General features: G+C 66.4%; 15 protein-coding genes. 14 read left to right on the top strand and 1 reads right to left on the bottom strand.

Annotated elements, in window-relative coordinates:
- Position 1 precedes the first annotated feature (1 nt).
- The 12 genes from murG (at position 2) to dnaE (ending at position 13368) form a co-directional block, all read left to right on the top strand.
- Positions 2–1102, top strand: a complete 1101-nt coding sequence (gene murG / locus ACR65K_RS19815; RefSeq protein WP_440154642.1) for an undecaprenyldiphospho-muramoylpentapeptide beta-N-acetylglucosaminyltransferase — start codon at positions 2–4, stop codon at positions 1100–1102.
- Positions 1099–2475: a UDP-N-acetylmuramate--L-alanine ligase gene (gene murC / locus ACR65K_RS19820; RefSeq protein ID WP_056331681.1), complete on the top strand. Its 1377-nt coding sequence runs from the start codon at positions 1099–1101 to the stop codon at positions 2473–2475. Before murG ends, murC begins: the two co-directional genes overlap by 4 nt.
- The gene (locus ACR65K_RS19825; RefSeq protein WP_440154643.1) at positions 2468–3388 is read left to right on the top strand and encodes a cell division protein FtsQ/DivIB; all 921 of its coding nucleotides are present in this window, start codon (positions 2468–2470) and stop codon (positions 3386–3388) included. The genes murC and ACR65K_RS19825 overlap by 8 nt, the downstream gene beginning before the upstream one ends.
- 184 nt (positions 3389–3572) lie before the next feature.
- Positions 3573–4826: a cell division protein FtsZ gene (ftsZ, locus tag ACR65K_RS19830; protein WP_056331677.1), complete on the top strand. Its 1254-nt coding sequence runs from the start codon at positions 3573–3575 to the stop codon at positions 4824–4826.
- An 8-nt stretch (positions 4827–4834) separates the two neighbouring features.
- Positions 4835–5524, top strand: a complete 690-nt coding sequence (locus tag ACR65K_RS19835; protein ID WP_440154644.1) for a purine nucleoside phosphorylase YfiH/LACC1 family protein — start codon at positions 4835–4837, stop codon at positions 5522–5524.
- Complete coding sequence (locus tag ACR65K_RS19840; RefSeq protein WP_440154645.1) at positions 5517–6269, top strand: YggS family pyridoxal phosphate-dependent enzyme; 753 nt, start codon at positions 5517–5519, stop codon at positions 6267–6269. Before ACR65K_RS19835 ends, ACR65K_RS19840 begins: the two co-directional genes overlap by 8 nt.
- A 90-nt stretch (positions 6270–6359) precedes the next feature.
- Positions 6360–6890, top strand: coding sequence for a cell division protein SepF (locus ACR65K_RS19845; RefSeq protein WP_056331670.1), 531 nt, complete (start codon positions 6360–6362; stop codon positions 6888–6890).
- Between the two features lie 135 nt (positions 6891–7025).
- Positions 7026–7313, top strand: coding sequence for a YggT family protein (locus ACR65K_RS19850; protein WP_056331668.1), 288 nt, complete (start codon positions 7026–7028; stop codon positions 7311–7313).
- Between the two features lie 174 nt (positions 7314–7487).
- On the top strand, positions 7488–8174 hold the full coding sequence (locus tag ACR65K_RS19855; protein ID WP_056331667.1) for a DivIVA domain-containing protein: 687 nt from the start codon (positions 7488–7490) through the stop codon (positions 8172–8174).
- A 92-nt stretch (positions 8175–8266) separates the two neighbouring features.
- Positions 8267–8839: a signal peptidase II gene (gene lspA / locus ACR65K_RS19860; protein ID WP_056331666.1), complete on the top strand. Its 573-nt coding sequence runs from the start codon at positions 8267–8269 to the stop codon at positions 8837–8839.
- The gene (locus ACR65K_RS19865) at positions 8832–9758 is read left to right on the top strand and encodes an RluA family pseudouridine synthase (protein ID WP_440154646.1); all 927 of its coding nucleotides are present in this window, start codon (positions 8832–8834) and stop codon (positions 9756–9758) included. Before lspA ends, ACR65K_RS19865 begins: the two co-directional genes overlap by 8 nt.
- Positions 9759–9807: 49 nt before the next feature.
- Complete coding sequence (gene dnaE / locus ACR65K_RS19870; protein WP_440154647.1) at positions 9808–13368, top strand: DNA polymerase III subunit alpha; 3561 nt, start codon at positions 9808–9810, stop codon at positions 13366–13368.
- 91 nt (positions 13369–13459) lie between these two features.
- Here the strand turns inward: dnaE and ACR65K_RS19875 are convergent, their stop codons facing one another.
- Positions 13460–13960: a flavin reductase family protein gene (locus ACR65K_RS19875; protein ID WP_056331660.1), complete on the bottom strand. Its 501-nt coding sequence runs from the start codon at positions 13958–13960 to the stop codon at positions 13460–13462.
- Between the two features lie 128 nt (positions 13961–14088).
- Here ACR65K_RS19875 and ACR65K_RS19880 point away from each other — a divergent pair, with 128 nt between their 5' ends.
- Together ACR65K_RS19880 and hisD are read left to right on the top strand one after the other, a co-directional pair.
- Complete coding sequence (locus ACR65K_RS19880) at positions 14089–14619, top strand: hypothetical protein (RefSeq protein WP_440154648.1); 531 nt, start codon at positions 14089–14091, stop codon at positions 14617–14619.
- Positions 14620–14623: 4 nt separating this feature from the next.
- Positions 14624–15991, top strand: coding sequence for a histidinol dehydrogenase (gene hisD, locus ACR65K_RS19885; RefSeq protein WP_440154649.1), 1368 nt, complete (start codon positions 14624–14626; stop codon positions 15989–15991).
- The last annotated feature ends 92 nt before the right edge of the window (positions 15992–16083 follow it).

Raw genomic sequence — 16083 nt, forward strand, 5'->3', positions numbered from 1 at the left:
GATGACTCCGACACAACCCTCCATCGTCCTGGCCGGCGGCGGAACAGCGGGCCACATCAGCCCAATGCTCGCCATCGCCGCTGCCCTGAGGAGCGAAGCCCCCGACGCATCCATCCTGGCGGTTGGAACGCCCTCGGGGATGGAAACCCGGCTGGTTCCCGCCGCCGGCGTCCAGTTGGCCACGATTGACCGGGTGCCCCTGCCGCGCAAGCCGTCTGCGGACCTGCTGCGCCTGCCTGCCAGGCTGGCCGGGGCGGTCCGGCAGGCCGGTGCCATCCTGGACCAGGCCCGGGCCGATGTACTGGTGGGAGTGGGCGGATACGTTTGCACACCCATGTACCTGGCGGCACGCAAGCGCCGCATCCCCATGGTCATCCATGAAGCCAACGCCCGTCCCGGGCTGGCCAACCGGGTGGGGGCCTTCCTCAACGGCAGGGTTGCCGTGGCCTTCGACGGAACCCCGCTGCGCAATGCCGTTCATGTGGGAATGCCCATGAGGAAGGAAATTTCCGGCCTGGACCGGAAGACCGCACGCAGCGCCGCGCGGGAGGCCCTTGGGCTCGATCCCCACCAGCCAACCCTGATCGTCACCGGCGGTTCCTCCGGCGCCCAGAGCATCAACCGGACCATCGCCGCCGCTGCCGGCCGCCTTGCCGATGCCGGTATCCAGACCCTCCACATCACCGGCCGCGGCAAGACAGTCCTGGACCAGGCCGGCCAGCCCCTCGCGGCAAAGGGCTACCGGCAGGTGGAGTACATCGACGGCATGGAGCTTGCCTATGCCGCTGCGGACCTGCTTCTGGCACGGTCGGGCGCGGCCACGGTGTGCGAGGTGGCCGCCGTCGGCGTCCCGGCGGTCCTGGTGCCACTGCCCATCGGCAACGGGGAACAGGCACTGAACGCAGCCGGCCTGGTGGCCGCAGGCGGAGCGCTGCTGGTGGCTGACCGCGACTTCACGGCGGAATGGGTTGACCGCGAATTGATTCCCCTGATCACCGACAAGGCACGGCTTGCCGCCATGGAAGCCAAGTCCTACCGGCTCGGAATCCGAAATGCCGACCAGCGCATGGCTGGTCTTGTCCTGGAAGCGGTATCTGCATGAGCCCCGACAACACTCCCAGCCTGGAATCCCTTGGAAAGGTGCACTTCGTCGGCATCGGGGGAGTAGGCATGTCCGCCGTGGCCCGCATTATGGTGGCCCGCGGAGTCCCGGTCAGCGGATCCGACGCCAAGGACCTGCCCGTTATGACGGACCTTGCCGCGGCGGGGGCACGCATTGCCGTCGGCTACTCCGCGGGCAACCTGGCGGACGCGCAGACTGTGGTTGCAGGCTCAGCCATCCGGGAGGACAACCCCGAACTGGCGGCGGCACGCGCGGCTGGGCTGCCTGTGCTGCACCGGTCCCAGGCCCTGGCAGCCACCATGGGCGGGGACACGGTGGTGACGGTTGCCGGAACGCACGGCAAATCCACCACCACATCGATGGTTACCGTGCTGCTCCGCGCGGCGGGCCTGGATCCGTCCTTTGCCGTCGGCGCCAACATTCCCGCGCTGGGCGTGAACGCCGCGCATGGGACGTCCGGCGTCTTCGTTGCGGAGGCTGACGAATCCGACGGGTCCTTCCTGAATTACCGGCCCCGCATCGCCGTCGTCACCAATGTGGAGCCTGACCACCTCGACTACTACGGCACCGCTGAAGCCGTCTACGAGTCCTTCGACCGCTTCACTGCACTGCTGCCCGCGGACGGCCTCCTGGTGGCCTGCGGTGACGACGCCGGCGCGCTGGCTTTGGCGGAACGGACCAGGGCGCGGGGCAACACGCGGGTGGTCCTGTACGGCACCAGTGACGCGGCGGACATCAGGCTTGACGACGACGGCAGGGGACAGGTTGCCATATCGGCAGATGGCGCCCGGTTCCCTTTGTCGCTGCAGGTGCCCGGACGGCACAACGCCCTTAACGCGGCGGCCGCCTTTGCCGTGGCCCTCGAGCTCGGTGTGGACGCGGCTGCCGCTGCCGCCGGGCTGGCCCATTTCTCCGGCGCCTCCCGCCGCTTTGAACTGAAAGGCGGGGCAAGGGGGGTGCGCGTGTTCGACGACTACGCCCACCACCCCACGGAAGTCCGCGCCGCCCTCACCGCTGCCCGGTCGGTGGCAGGCGGCCACAAGGTCCATGTCCTGTTCCAGCCGCACCTGTTTTCCCGTACCCGCGAATTCGCTGCGCAGTTCGCGGATGCCCTCAACCTGGCCGACACCGCCCTGGTCCTGGACATCTACCCCGCCAGGGAGGACCCGATCCCGGGCGTCACGAGCCAGCTCATCGCCGACCACCTGAAGGAAGGCGGACGGCTCGTCTCCGCCGACGACGCAGTTGGCACCCTGGCCGAAGCAGCCGCGGACGGGGACGTTGTCCTCACGGTGGGCGCCGGTGACGTCACAGCCTACGGTCCCAAAATCGTGGAGGCACTGCGTGCCTAGCTCCCGCCGCCCCACCTATGCCCCGGCTAAGCGGACCAAGCGCCCTGACGCCCCGTCCGGGAACGGCACGGACGCAGGGGCACAATCGTCCGGCATGCCCGGAGGCGCGGGCAATGACGTGATCACGGCATCCCGCAGCATCCCTGACCAGGCGTCCCCGCAGCAGCTGAAGGAGCCCAAGGCCGCCGGGGCAACGGTCCTGGCGTTCCCGGAACCCAAAGGCCGGCGCCGCAGGAAGAAAGTCCTGCTCGCCGTGGGAACTGTGCTGGTCCTGGTGGCCGGGTTGCTGGCGGCCGCCGTCTACTCCCCAATGCTTGCCATGCAGACCATTTCGGTGACCGGCACGCGGCTTGTCACGCCGGCCCAGGTTCAGGCTGCGTTGGAGCCCCTGCGCGGCAAGCCATTGCCGCAGATCAGCGACGACGACGTCCGCGGGCTCCTGGGCTCCCTGATCCAGGTCAAGTCCGTTTCCGTGGAGGCCCGGCCGCCGTCCACCCTCGCCGTCGCGGTGCATGAGCGTGTGCCGGTGGCGCTGGTCAAGCAGGGGGAGCAGTACCAGCTGGTGGACGTCGACGGCATCCAGCTGGCGACCACTGATGATCCGGCGTCGGCCTCGCTGCCGGTCATCGACGGCGGTGCCGGCGCGATCGGCCAGGATCTCTTCCGTGCCACCGCCGCAGTCCTCGGGGCGCTGCCGGCCGACGTGCTGGCAAAGCTGTCCAACGCGTCCGCGCAGTCCGTGGACGCCGTGGAACTCAAGCTGGTGGACGGCCAAACCATCGTGTGGGGCAACGCCTCCGAGAAGGAACTCAAGGCCAAGGTCCTGGCCGCGCTCCTCAAGGCTCCGGCCGATCCCAAGAACCCGGTCAGGGTCTACGATGTCAGCGTTCCACGGCACCCGGTGACGCGCTGAGCGCTTTCTTTTCCGGTATTAATCCGACACGCGGACCCGGTTATTGAATGTCGGAACCAGAGGAAATACCGTCACAGACAAGAGTTACTTGACATAACTATAACCTTCAACTCGAAGGTTAAGGTTTCAGCCTTCAAGCTCTCCATCAGTTTTCGCAATAAGACACGAACAAGGGACACGTAACGTGGCAGCTCCGCAGAATTACTTGGCCGTCATCAAAGTCGTCGGCATCGGCGGCGGTGGCGTGAACGCAGTCAACCGCATGATCGAGGTCGGCCTCAGGGGTGTTGAGTTCATCGCCATCAACACCGACGCCCAGGCCCTGCTCATGAGTGACGCCGACGTGAAGCTCGACGTCGGACGGGAGCTGACCCGGGGCCTGGGCGCCGGCGCCAACCCGGAGGTGGGCAAGCAGGCCGCCGAGGACCATGCCGACGAGATCGAGGAAGTCCTGCGCGGCGCCGACATGGTCTTCGTCACCGCCGGCGAAGGCGGCGGCACCGGCACCGGCGGCGCGCCCGTCGTCGCCCGCATTGCCCGCTCGCTCGGCGCCCTGACCATCGGCGTGGTCACCCGTCCGTTCACGTTCGAGGGCCGCCGGCGTGCCGGTTCCGCAGAGGCGGGCATTGACGCCCTGCGTGACGAGGTGGACACCCTGATCGTCATCCCCAACGACCGTTTGCTGTCCATCAGCGACCGCAACGTGTCCGTTCTTGACGCCTTCCGCTCCGCGGACCAGGTCCTGCTGTCCGGTGTCCAGGGCATCACCGACCTCATCACCACGCCCGGCCTGATCAACCTTGACTTCGCGGACGTCAAGTCCGTCATGCAGGGCGCCGGCTCGGCCCTGATGGGCATCGGTTCCGCCCGGGGTGAAGACCGCGCCGTCAAGGCGGCCGAACTGGCCATCGCATCGCCGTTGCTGGAAGCATCCATCGACGGCGCCCACGGCGTGCTGCTGTCCATCCAGGGCGGCTCGGACCTGGGCCTGTTCGAGATCAACGAGGCGGCGCGGCTGGTCCAGGAAGTGGCCCACCCCGAGGCGAACATCATCTTCGGTGCCGTCATCGACGATGCCCTGGGTGATGAAGCGCGTGTCACGGTCATCGCGGCCGGGTTCGACGACGTCAAGGCCACCTCGCCCTCCATGGACCAGTCCCAGCCGCAGGCCGCCCCGCAGCGGCCCGCTGCCCCCGCTGCCGCCCCCGCCTCTGCCCACCCGCAGAACGGAAACCACCAGGGCAACGGCAACCACCAGCAGAACGTCCAGCCGATCCATGCCGGCGTCGGTGCCGCGGGCCTCAGCAACTGGGGACAGCAGCGCCCGTCGGCCGTCCCCGCCGACTCAGGCTTCGACGTCGACCTTCCCTCCGTCGTGGAGCCGGACCTGACCGGCACCCACCCGGATGACCTGGATGTCCCCGACTTCCTGAAGTAGGCAGCGGTTTGTTCCATTGGCGCGCCGACATCCTGCCCGGGGTGTCGGCCGCGTTCACTGATGTGGATGCGGGAAATCTTGCCCTGCATGTAGGGGATGATCCAGGCGAGGTCCGGCAGCGCCGTGCCCGGCTGGAGGAGTATATGGGTGTGCGTCCGCAATCGCTCCGCTTCATGAACCAGGTCCACGGGACGACCGTGGCAGTAGTGGGTGCGGAAGTGCCTTCACCTGAGGCCGACGCCATGGTGTCCCGCGGACTTCCCCTGGCCGTCATGGTGGCGGACTGCATTCCGGTGCTGCTCGCGGGGGAGACCCCGGGCGGGCCAGTGCTTGCCGCAGTGCATGCAGGCCGTCCCGGCATCGCGAACGGTATCATCCCGGCCGCCGTGGAGAACATGTTGTCCCTTGGTGCCTCCCGGATCCACGCCTGGATGGGCCCATCGATCTGCGGGTCCTGCTATGAAGTTCCTCCGGCACTGCAGGATGAGGTGGCCGCTTTGGTCCCTGCCACCCGCAGTACCACTTCATGGGGAACGCCCGCACTGGACCTTCCCGCCGGTGCACGGAGCCAGCTTGAAACGGCCGGCGTGGAGGTGGAATACACGGGTAGCTGCACCCTCGAGACGGACACCCTCTACTCGTACCGCCGCGACCGGAATACCGGCCGTTTTGCCGGACTGATCTGGTGCCATGACTGAGCCGGCAAGCACAGGGCAGGGCCGGACAGATGATTTCCGGCGCGCGGAACTTTCCGAACGGCTTGCCGCCGTGCGGAAGCGGATCGCAGCGGCCGCCGGGGACGCGGGGCGCGGGGACCGTCTTCCGACCCTGATCGTGGTCACCAAGTTCCACCCGGCGGACGATATCCGGCGCCTGGCCGCCCTTGGAGTTACGGATGTGGGCGAGAATCGGGACCAGGAGGCCGCCGCCAAGGCCCTCGAGCTGGCAGATCTACCCCTGGCCTGGCATTTCGTAGGCCAGCTGCAAACCAAGAAGGCCAAATCCGTGGCAAGGTACGCCTCCGCGGTCCATTCCGTGGACCGGCCGCAGCTCGTGGACGCACTGGCCAAGGCGGTTGCCCATGAGATGGAGGCCAGCGGGAGGGCGGCGCTGGACTGCTTTATCCAGGTCAGCCTTGAGGGCGACGGCGGCACGCACCGCGGCGGTGCAGACCCCGCCGATGTGCCGCTCCTGGCAGAGCGGATTGCCGCGGCGGAGGGCCTGAACCTGGCCGGCGTGATGGCAGTGGCGCCCCTGGGTGCGCCACCGGAGCCGGCGTTCGAACAGCTCGCCGGGATTTCCGCCCGGCTGGCGGCGGCCTACCCCGCGGCGACAGGCATCTCGGCAGGCATGAGCCAGGACCTTGAGGCCGCCATCAAGTTCGGAGCGACACACCTGCGAATCGGTTCGGATATTCTCGGTTCCCGTCCCGCGGTGGGGTAGCGTCGGTCCTATTGGAAGTGATGGGCGGGGGACTCCAGTGCTGTCAAATCATTGGGCGGCCCGCTTACGGGACACGATTAGGAGTCGACCATGGCCGGCGCTCTGCGCAAGACAATGATCTATCTTGGGCTCGCCGACGGCGATGAGCATTACGAGTCCGAGCAACAGACCACACGTAAGGATGAGGACGAACCGATGGAAGTTGACCGCGAGGAACGCCGCGCTCCGGCGCCGGTCCGCGAAGTCAGCCGCGAGGCGTCCTACGCCCCTGAAGAGGAATACCGCGCCCCTGTGACCCCCATTAAACGCGCGGCGTCGAGCCGCGAAGAGAACACCGGACTTCGCCAGATCACCACCATCCACCCGCGTTCCTACAACGATGCCAAGCTCATCGGTGAGAGTTTCCGGGATGGCATTCCGGTGATCATGAACGTCACGGACATGGGCGAATCCGATGCCAAGCGGCTGGTGGATTTCTCCGCCGGCCTTGTGTTCGGCCTCCGGGGAAGCATCGAGCGGGTGACCAACAAGGTGTTCCTGCTCTCCCCGTCCTACGTCGAAGTGATCGGTGACGACAAGAAGGCCAGCGACACGCAGGCCAGTTTCTTCAACCAAAGCTGAGCACCAAAAGCCGCATCCGGATGCCAGGCAGGGACACCTGTCTGGCATCTGTGCTGAAATAGACAAGACAACAGCAGGACAACAGCGGCCTCCGCTATGGCAGCGCCGCACGAATATGGAGATATGAAATAAGTCATGGGAATTGTTTTCGGACTTCTCTATCTCGCCCTGCTGCTGTTCTTCGTCGCCCTCATCATCCGCCTGGTGTTCGACTGGGTACAGATGTTCGCAAGGGAATGGCGGCCACGGGGCGCGGCCCTGGTTGTGGCGCACGCCGTGTACTCCATCACCGATCCGCCCCTCAAGGGCCTGCGGCGCATGATTCCGCCGCTCCGGCTTGGCGGCATTTCCCTGGACCTGGGTTTCCTGATCCTGTTCATCGGCGTCAGCATCGCGATGAATGTCACCAGGGGACTTGCCTGATCCACGCACCGGACCGGCAATGCAGTGTGTTCCCCCGCGGAACGGCTAGTGTAAAGCGAAGAAACCTCGCGTTTGACACCGCAGTGTTGAATTAGAGTAAGCAGACCAAATTTAGGTACCGTAGTTTTGACGGCCGGAAGGCCTACTGACTAACCAGACCAGTGAGGTGACCAGATGGCTTTGACGCCAGAAGACGTTGTCAACAAGCGCTTTCAGCCCACCAAGTTCCGCGAGGGCTATGACCAGGACGAGGTTGATGACTTCCTGGACGAAATCGTCGTTGAACTCCGCCGCCTGAACCAGGAAAACGACGAGCTCCGCAAGAAGCTCGCCGAAGCGGGTTCGAGCGTTCCGGCAAGCTCAGCTGCCGCTCCCGTGGTGGAGAAGGTCCCCGCGCCGGTCAAGGCCGACAAGGACGAGGCCCGCGAGAAGGCTGAGGCCGAGGCCAAGGCTGCCGAGGCCAACAAGAAGAAGGACGTCCAGCCGGCTGCCCCGGCTGCCGCCGCACCGGCCGCGCCCGCAGCTGTCGCCACTCCTTCCGCTGAATCCGCCGCCGGCCTGCTGGCCATGGCCCAGCAGATGCACGACCGCCACGTCGCCGACGGCCAGGCGCAGAAGGACAAGATCATCGCCGAAGCGCAGATCGAAGCCAGCAGCCTCGTCAACGACGCCCAGGAGAAGTCCCGCAAGATCCTCGGTGCCCTGGAGCAGCAGCGCTCCGTCCTGGAACGCAAGGTGGAACAGCTCCGCGGCTTCGAACGCGACTACCGTTCACGCCTGAAGGCCTACATCGAAGGCCAGCTCCGCGACCTGGATGCCCGTGGCTCCGTGGCTACCCCGGAAGTCAGCGAAGCCAACTAAGCCTGGCAGCACGTATTCTGAAAGCCGGTGGCTGAGGATTCCTCGGCCACCGGCTTTTGGCATTGACACCAGCTCCACGAATTGAAAGCACCATGACTGACGAACTTGCTGCGGATGCGGCACGCCCTGTCCCACCCTCACCGCGCCCGCGCCGGGCGGTGCTGCTCTCCCTGTTCGCCGGGTTCGCGGTGTTCGCCTACGTCCTGGACCAGCTGACCAAACTCTGGGTCACTTCCACCATGGTGGAGGGGGAGCGGATCCCCGTCCTGCCGCCCCTCCTGCACTGGTACTTCATCCGTAATTCCGGTGCTGCGTTCTCGATCGGTGAGAACGTCACGTGGGTGTTCTCCATCATCATGGCCGCCGTGGCCATCGCAATTCTTTTCCAGGTGCGCAGGCTGGGTTCGGCCTGGTGGTCCCTCGCCCTGGGCCTGCTGCTGGGCGGCGCCCTTGGCAACCTCACCGACCGGCTCTTCCGTGAGCCGTCCTTCGGCATGGGCCACGTGGTGGACTTCATCCAGCTGCCCAATTTCGCCATCTTCAACATTGCCGACTCCGCGGTCGTGTCCGCCGTCGCCATCATCTGCATCCTGACCATCCGAGGAATCGCCCTGGACGGAACGCGGCTGGGGAACGCACCCCAGGAAAAGCCCGCCCATGACTGAGCGCATTATCGTGGCCGAAGAGTACGGCGGGACGCGCGCCGACGCCGGGCTGGCCGGCCTTCTGGGGGTGTCCCGCTCCGTGGCCGCATCCCTGCTGGCGGAAGGCCACGTCCTGAACCGGGGCAAAGCATTGGGCAAGTCGGCAAAACTCGTGGCCGGGGACGTCCTGGACGTCACTGTCCCGGAACGGCGGGACCCGCTGGAAGTCGTGGAGGAGATTGTGGAAGGCCTGAACATCCTGCTGGACGAGGACGATTTCGTCGTTGTCGACAAACCTGTGGGCGTGGCAGCCCACCCGTCGCCCGGCTGGGTGGGACCCACTGTGGTGGGCGGCCTGGCCGCCGCTGGTTACCGCATCTCCACCTCAGGCGCCCCGGAGCGGGCAGGCATAGTCCACCGGCTCGACGTCGGCACGTCCGGCGTGATGGTCGTGGCCAAGTCCGAGCGGGCCTACACCGCCCTCAAACGGGCCTTCAAGGAGCGCACGGTGGACAAGGTCTACCACGCGGTGGTGCAGGGCCTTCCCGATCCCCTGACCGGGACCATCGACGCCCCCATCGGACGGCACCCCGGGCACGACTGGCGTTTTGCCGTCATCGAGGACGGCCGCCCTTCCGTGACCCATTACGAAGTCCTGGAGGCCTTCGGCAAGGCCAGCCTGGTGGAGGTCCACCTTGAGACCGGCCGTACCCACCAGATCCGCGTCCACTTCTCCGCCCTCCGCCACCCCTGCGCCGGCGACCTCACCTACGGCGCCGACCCCCGCCTTGCTGCCACCCTGGGGCTTACCCGGCAGTGGCTGCACGCCCGCGAACTGGCCTTCGACCACCCGGTGACGGGGGAGCGTGTCACGGTTACCAGCGACTACCCCCAGGACCTGGCCTACGCCCTGGACGTACTGGAATCCGGACAGGCCTGACACGGACCGGCTGGCGGGGCTGCAAAGCCGCAGAGCTTAGAATGGTCCGGTGAGTTCCAGCAATGATTCGTTTGTCCACCTGCACACCCACACCGAATATTCCATGCTGGATGGGGCGGCCCGCCTGGGGGAGCTGTTCGACGAAACCGAGCGCCTGGGCATGCCTGCCCTCGCCACGACGGACCACGGCTACCTGTTCGGTGCCTTCGATTTCTGGCGGAAAGCCACGGACAAGGGCATCAAGCCGATCATCGGCGTCGAGGCGTATATAACTCCCGGCACCGCTCGGACGGACAAGGAACGCGTCCGCTGGGGCGATGAATCCCAGCGCAAGGACGATGTCTCCGGTGGTGGTTCCTACACCCATATGACGCTCCTGAGCTACAACAACGTGGGCATGCGGAACCTCTTCCGGGCCTCGTCCATCGCGTCCCTCGATTCGGTGTTCGGCAAGTGGCCCCGGCTGGACCGTGAACTGCTCAACACCTACTCGGAAGGGCTCATTGCCACCACCGGCTGCCCCTCCGGGGAAGTCCAGACCCGGCTGCGGCTCGGCCAGTACCGCGAAGCCCTTGAAGCGGCGGCCGAATTCCGGGACATCTTCGGCGCGGAAAACTACTTCTGCGAACTGATGGACCATGGGCTGGACATTGAGCGGCGGGTCACCGGGGACCTGCTGCGGCTTGCCAAGGACCTGAACCTGCCGCTGGTTGCCACCAACGACCTCCACTACACCCACGAGCACGACGCCAAGGCGCACGAGGCCCTGCTGGCCATCCAGTCCGGCTCCACGCTGCTGGAACCCACATACGACAACGGCGGATCGCGGTTCGCGTTCTCCGGCAGCGGCTACTACCTCAAATCGCCGCAGGAAATGCGCGAACTCTTCCGCGACCACCCGGAGGCGTGCGACAACACCCTGCTCATCGCCGAGCGCTGCGAGGTGTCCTTCAACACGGACGCCAACTACATGCCGCGGTTCCCCTGCCCGCCCGGTGAGGACGAGACCTCCTGGCTGGTCAAGGAAGTGGACAAGGGCCTGAAGTACCGTTACCCGGCCGGCATCCCGGACGAGGTCCGCAAGCAGGCCGACTACGAGCTCGGCGTCATCACCTCCATGGGCTTCCCGGGCTACTTCCTGGTGGTTGCCGACTTCATCAACTGGGCCAAGAACAACGGCATCCGCGTGGGCCCTGGGCGTGGCTCGGGTGCAGGCTCCATGGTGGCCTACGCCATGCGCATCACCGACCTCGACCCCCTCCGCCACGGGCTGATCTTCGAACGGTTCCTCAACCCGGACCGCGTATCCATGCCCGACTTCGACGTCGACTTCGATGACCGGCGCCGTTCCGAGGTCATCGACTATGTGACCCGGAAGTACGGCGACGAGCGCGTGGCCATGATCGTCACGTACGGCACCATCAAGACCAAGCAGGCCCTGAAGGATTCTTCCCGCGTCCTCGGCTACCCCTTCAGCATGGGCGAACAGCTGACCAAGGCCCTGCCGCCGGCCGTGATGGCCAAGGACATCCCGCTGGCGGACATCCAGAACCCGGAAGCCAAGCGCTACGGCGAGGCAGGGGACTTCCGGCAGCTGATCGCTACCGACCCCGAAGCTGCCAAGGTCTTCGAGACCGCCCTGGGCATCGAAGGCCTGAAGCGCCAGTGGGGCGTGCACGCCGCCGGCGTGATCATGTCCTCGGACCCCATCATCGACGTCATCCCCATCATGCGCCGGTTCCAGGACGGCCAGGTGATCACCCAGTTCGATTACCCAACGTCCGAGGGCCTTGGCCTGATCAAGATGGACTTCCTGGGCCTGCGGAACCTGACGATCATTTCCGATGCCCTTGAGAACATCAAGATGAACCGCGGCATCGACCTGGACCTGGAAAACCTTAAGCTGGACGATGCACCGTCCTACGAACTCCTGGCCCGCGGTGACACCCTGGGTGTCTTCCAGCTCGACGGCGGACCCATGCGTTCGCTGCTGAAGCTCATGAAGCCTGACAACTTCGAAGACATCTCCGCCGTGCTGGCGCTGTACCGTCCGGGCCCCATGGGCGCCAACGCCCACACCGACTACGCGCTGCGCAAGAACGGGATCCAGGAAGTGATCCCGATCCATCCGGAACTGGAGGAACCCCTCAAGGAGATCCTCGGCGGAACCTATGGCCTGATCGTGTACCAGGAGCAGGTCATGGCCGTGGCGCAGAAGCTGGCCGGCTACTCGCTGGGCCAGGCAGATATCCTCCGCCGCGCCATGGGCAAGAAGAAGAAGTCCGAGCTGGACAAGCAGTTCGCGGGCTTCTCCCAGGGCATGCAGGACAACGGCTACTCGATGGAGGCCGTCAAGACCCTCTGGGACATCCTGCTGCCCTTCTCCGACTACGCCTTCAACAAGGCCCACTCGGCCGCGTACGGCGTCATCTCCTACTGGACCGCCTACCTCAAGGCGCACTACGCGCCGGAGTACATGGCGGCGCTGCTGACCTCAGTGGGTGATGACAAGGACAAGTCCGCCATCTACCTCAACGAGTGCCGCCGCATGGGCATCACGGTGCTTCCGCCGGACGTCAATGAGTCCGCCTTGAACTTCACCCCGGTAGGGAACGACATCCGCTTCGGCATGGGTGCCATCCGCAACGTGGGCGTCAACGCCGTCGAGGCCATGGTGGCTGCCCGCGAAAGCGAGGGTGCCTTCACCTCGTTCAAGGACTACCTGATGAAGGTCCCGGCCGTGGTCTGCAACAAGCGGACCATCGAATCCCTCATCAAGTCCGGCGCGTTCGACTCGCTGGGCCACCACCGCCGCGCCCTGGCAATGATCCATGAAGAGGCCATCGACTCCGTCATCACCCTCAAACGCAACGAGGCCATTGGCCAGTTCGACCTCTTCGCCGGCTTCGAGGACGCCGGCGAAGAGTCCTCTTCGTTGAGCATCGAGATTCCGGACCTTCCCGAGTGGGAGAAGAAGGACAAGCTTTCCTTCGAACGGGACATGCTGGGCCTCTACGTGTCGGACCACCCGCTGCAGGGCCTGGAGGGCCTCCTGGCCCAGCATGCCGAGATGAGCATCACCACCATCCTGGGCGAGGACGGCCCCCAGGACGGCGCCATCATCACCATCGCCGGGATGATCACGTCGCTGAGCCGGCGCATCGCCAAAGCCAGCGGCAACGCTTATGCCCGGGCGGAGGTAGAGGACCTGGGCGGTTCGATCGAGGTCATGTTCTTCGGGCAGGTTTACGGGCCGATCGCCTCCGTCCTTGCCGAGGATCTGATCGTGGTGGTCAAGGGCCGCCTGCAGAAGCGCGACGACGGCGCCATCACCCTGAACTGCATGGAGCTGTCCGTCCCGGACCTCAGCGAAGGGCTGAACGGACCCCTGGTAATCACCATGCCCACCCACAAGGCCACCGAGGCCGTGGTCACTGAGCTGGGCGACGTGCTGCGCACCCACCGGGGCAATTCCGAAGTGCGGCTGCACCTGCAGGGCGATACCCGCACGGAGATCATGGGCCTGCCGGTCCACCTCCGCGTGAACCCCAGCCCGTCGCTGTTCGGCGACCTGAAGGTCCTGCTGGGCCCTGCCTGCCTGGACGCCTGAAAGACCGGACGCCTGACAAAGAAGCGGCCGACGGCGGGAAGCAGCTCCCGCCGTCGGCCGCTTCTTTTGTGCCGGGCTGGTCTACCCGCGGCTAGATCTCGTAGTCCAGCGGCACGGGCTGCCCGTACGCCCCGCCGTGGTACAGCAGGGGCGATCCCTCGCCGCCCACCTGGCCGTCCACCACCTGGACCACCACCACCGCGTTGTTCTCGAAGGAGAGCCGCATCTGGATCTCGCCGATCAGCCAGCCCGCCACGTCCTTCAGGATGGGAACCCCGTGCGGCCCGATCTCCCAGTGGTTGCCTTCGAAGCGGTTGCCCGGGCGGGCAAAGCGGGCAGCGAGTTCCTGGTTCTCCAGCCCCAGCATGTGGACACCCAGGTACTGGGTGTTGGCCACGGCCGGCCAGGACCTGGAACTGCGTGCCATGTTGAACGTGAACCGGGGCGGCTTGGCGGACAGCGACGCCACCGAGGTGGCGGTAAAGCCATAGGGCTCGTCCTGGTAGTTCACGGTAATGATGGCCACGCCCGCGGCGTGGCGGCGGAACATCTCCCTGAACGTCTGCTCGAACGGCTCGCTGTTGTCGGTCACCGGAACTCCTGCACTAAGTGGTGTAACTCTTTCTCCAAGCGTATTGGCCAGCGGTCGCGGCCGGAAAACAGGCAGCGGCAACACCCCGGCCGGAGGCCCAGCCAGGAACCTTTGTTAAGGTGTGTTGCATGACAACTTCCGCCCGCCCTGCCCGGCGGCTGCCCTGGTCACTGCTGCTGGTCCCGGCGGCTTCGGGGATTCCGGCAGGCCTCCTCTGGTGGCTCCTGGCGCCGGGCGGATTGAACCTGATGACGCGGGATCCAGCCCTGGCATCAGGCACTGTTCCACTGGTGTGGCTGCCGCGGGACCTCACCCTCGCCGGGATCCTGGTGCTGGCCGGCTGCCTGCTGGCCGTGTTCCTGGCCGACGGCAAGCGCCGGGACCCGCAGGCAGCCCTGCTGACGGGCCTTACCGGGGCGCTGGCGGGCAGCGTCCTGGCCTGGGGGACAGGGATCCTGGCAGCCCGGCTGTTTGGTCCTGCTGTCGACGCCTCAGCCAACCCCAGCATCGCCTTTTCCCTCCGGGCCTGGCCGGTGCTGCTGCTGTGGCCTGCCGCCACGGCCGTATCGGTCTTCGTGCTGGAACTGGTGGGAGCGGCGGGCAGGAAGCCGCAGCCGGAGGCGGCGGACCGGGCAGGCGGGAACAGCCCAGTAAAATAGTCCCGTGACCACTTTCCCGGAGTTTCCCGCCCCTGCTGCAGCCGCCGTCGATTTCCGTACCGTCGACCTTCGTGGCCGCAACCTGACGCTTGCCGCCCTGCGCGCCGCCGTACCCCGCGCCCAGGGCCAGACAGTGGCGGATGCGGAGGAAAAGGTCCTGGAGATCATCTCCTCCGTCCGGCAGCGCGGCTTCGCGGCCCTGGCCGAGCTGGCGGAACGGTTCGACGGCGTAGCGCAGGACCACCCGCTGGTCCCCGGGGATGCGATCGACGGAGCGCTGGACCAGTTGGACCCGGCGGTGCGGGCCGCCCTGGAGGAATCCATCAGCAGGGCGCGGAAATTCGCTGACGCCCAGCGCCCCCGCAATGTGGACGTCGAACTGGGCGACGGCGCGGTGGTCAGCCAGAACTGGGTGCCCGTGGCCCGCGTGGGGCTGTATGTTCCCGGCGGCCTTGCCGTTTACCCCTCATCGGTGATCATGAACGTTGTGCCCGCGCTGGCGGCAGGCGTGGAGTCCATTGCCCTGGCCTCGCCGCCGCAGAAGGAGTTCGGCGGGCTGCCGCACCCCACCATCCTCGCGGCAGCAGCGCTGCTGGGCATCACCGAGGTCTATGCCATCGGCGGCGCCCAGGCCATCGCCGCCTTCGCCTACGGCGTCGAAGCCTCACCTGCCGGGCCTGCCCTGGAGCCCGTGGATGTGGTGACCGGGCCCGGGAACATCTTCGTCGCCACGGCCAAGCGGCTTGTCAAGGGCGTTGTGGGAATCGACTCCGAGGCGGGAACCACGGAGATTGCCATCCTTGCCGACGACTCCGCCCAGCCGGCGCTGGTTGCCGCGGACCTGCTCAGCCAGGCCGAGCACGACCCCAAGGCAGCGTCGGTCCTGATCACGGATTCGGAAGAGTTGGCTGCGGCGGTCCGGGGTGAACTGGAACTGCAGGCGGCCGCGACCAAGCACTCGGCCAGGGTAAAGGAGGCGCTCTCCGGCCCGCAGTCCGGCGTCGTGCTGGTGGACAGCCTGGAACAGGGGATCGCTGCCTGCGACGCCTACGCGGCCGAGCACCTGGAAATCATGACCCGGGATGCCGCAGCGGTGGCTTCGCGGATCCGGAATGCGGGCGCCATCTTCGTTGGCGACTACAGCCCCGTCAGCCTGGGCGACTACTGCGCCGGCTCCAACCACGTGCTGCCCACCAGCGGCACGGCTGCTTTTTCGTCAGGGCTGAACGTCACTACTTTCCTGCGCGCCATCCAGGTGGTCAATTACAGCCGGGATGCCCTGGCAGCGGTCAGCGGACACATCGTGAGCCTGTCCCGGGCCGAGGACCTTCCGGCCCACGGTGACGCCGTCTCGGTCCGCTTCCCCGGCTGAGGTTGCACCACTACATGTAGTAATTACAGGATTGTTATTACCCCAGATGTGCCCGTAAACTGGGAGGCGCCACAGCATTGCCCCCCGGCGGT

It is taken from the genome of Arthrobacter sp. SAFR-179, assembly GCF_059414945.1.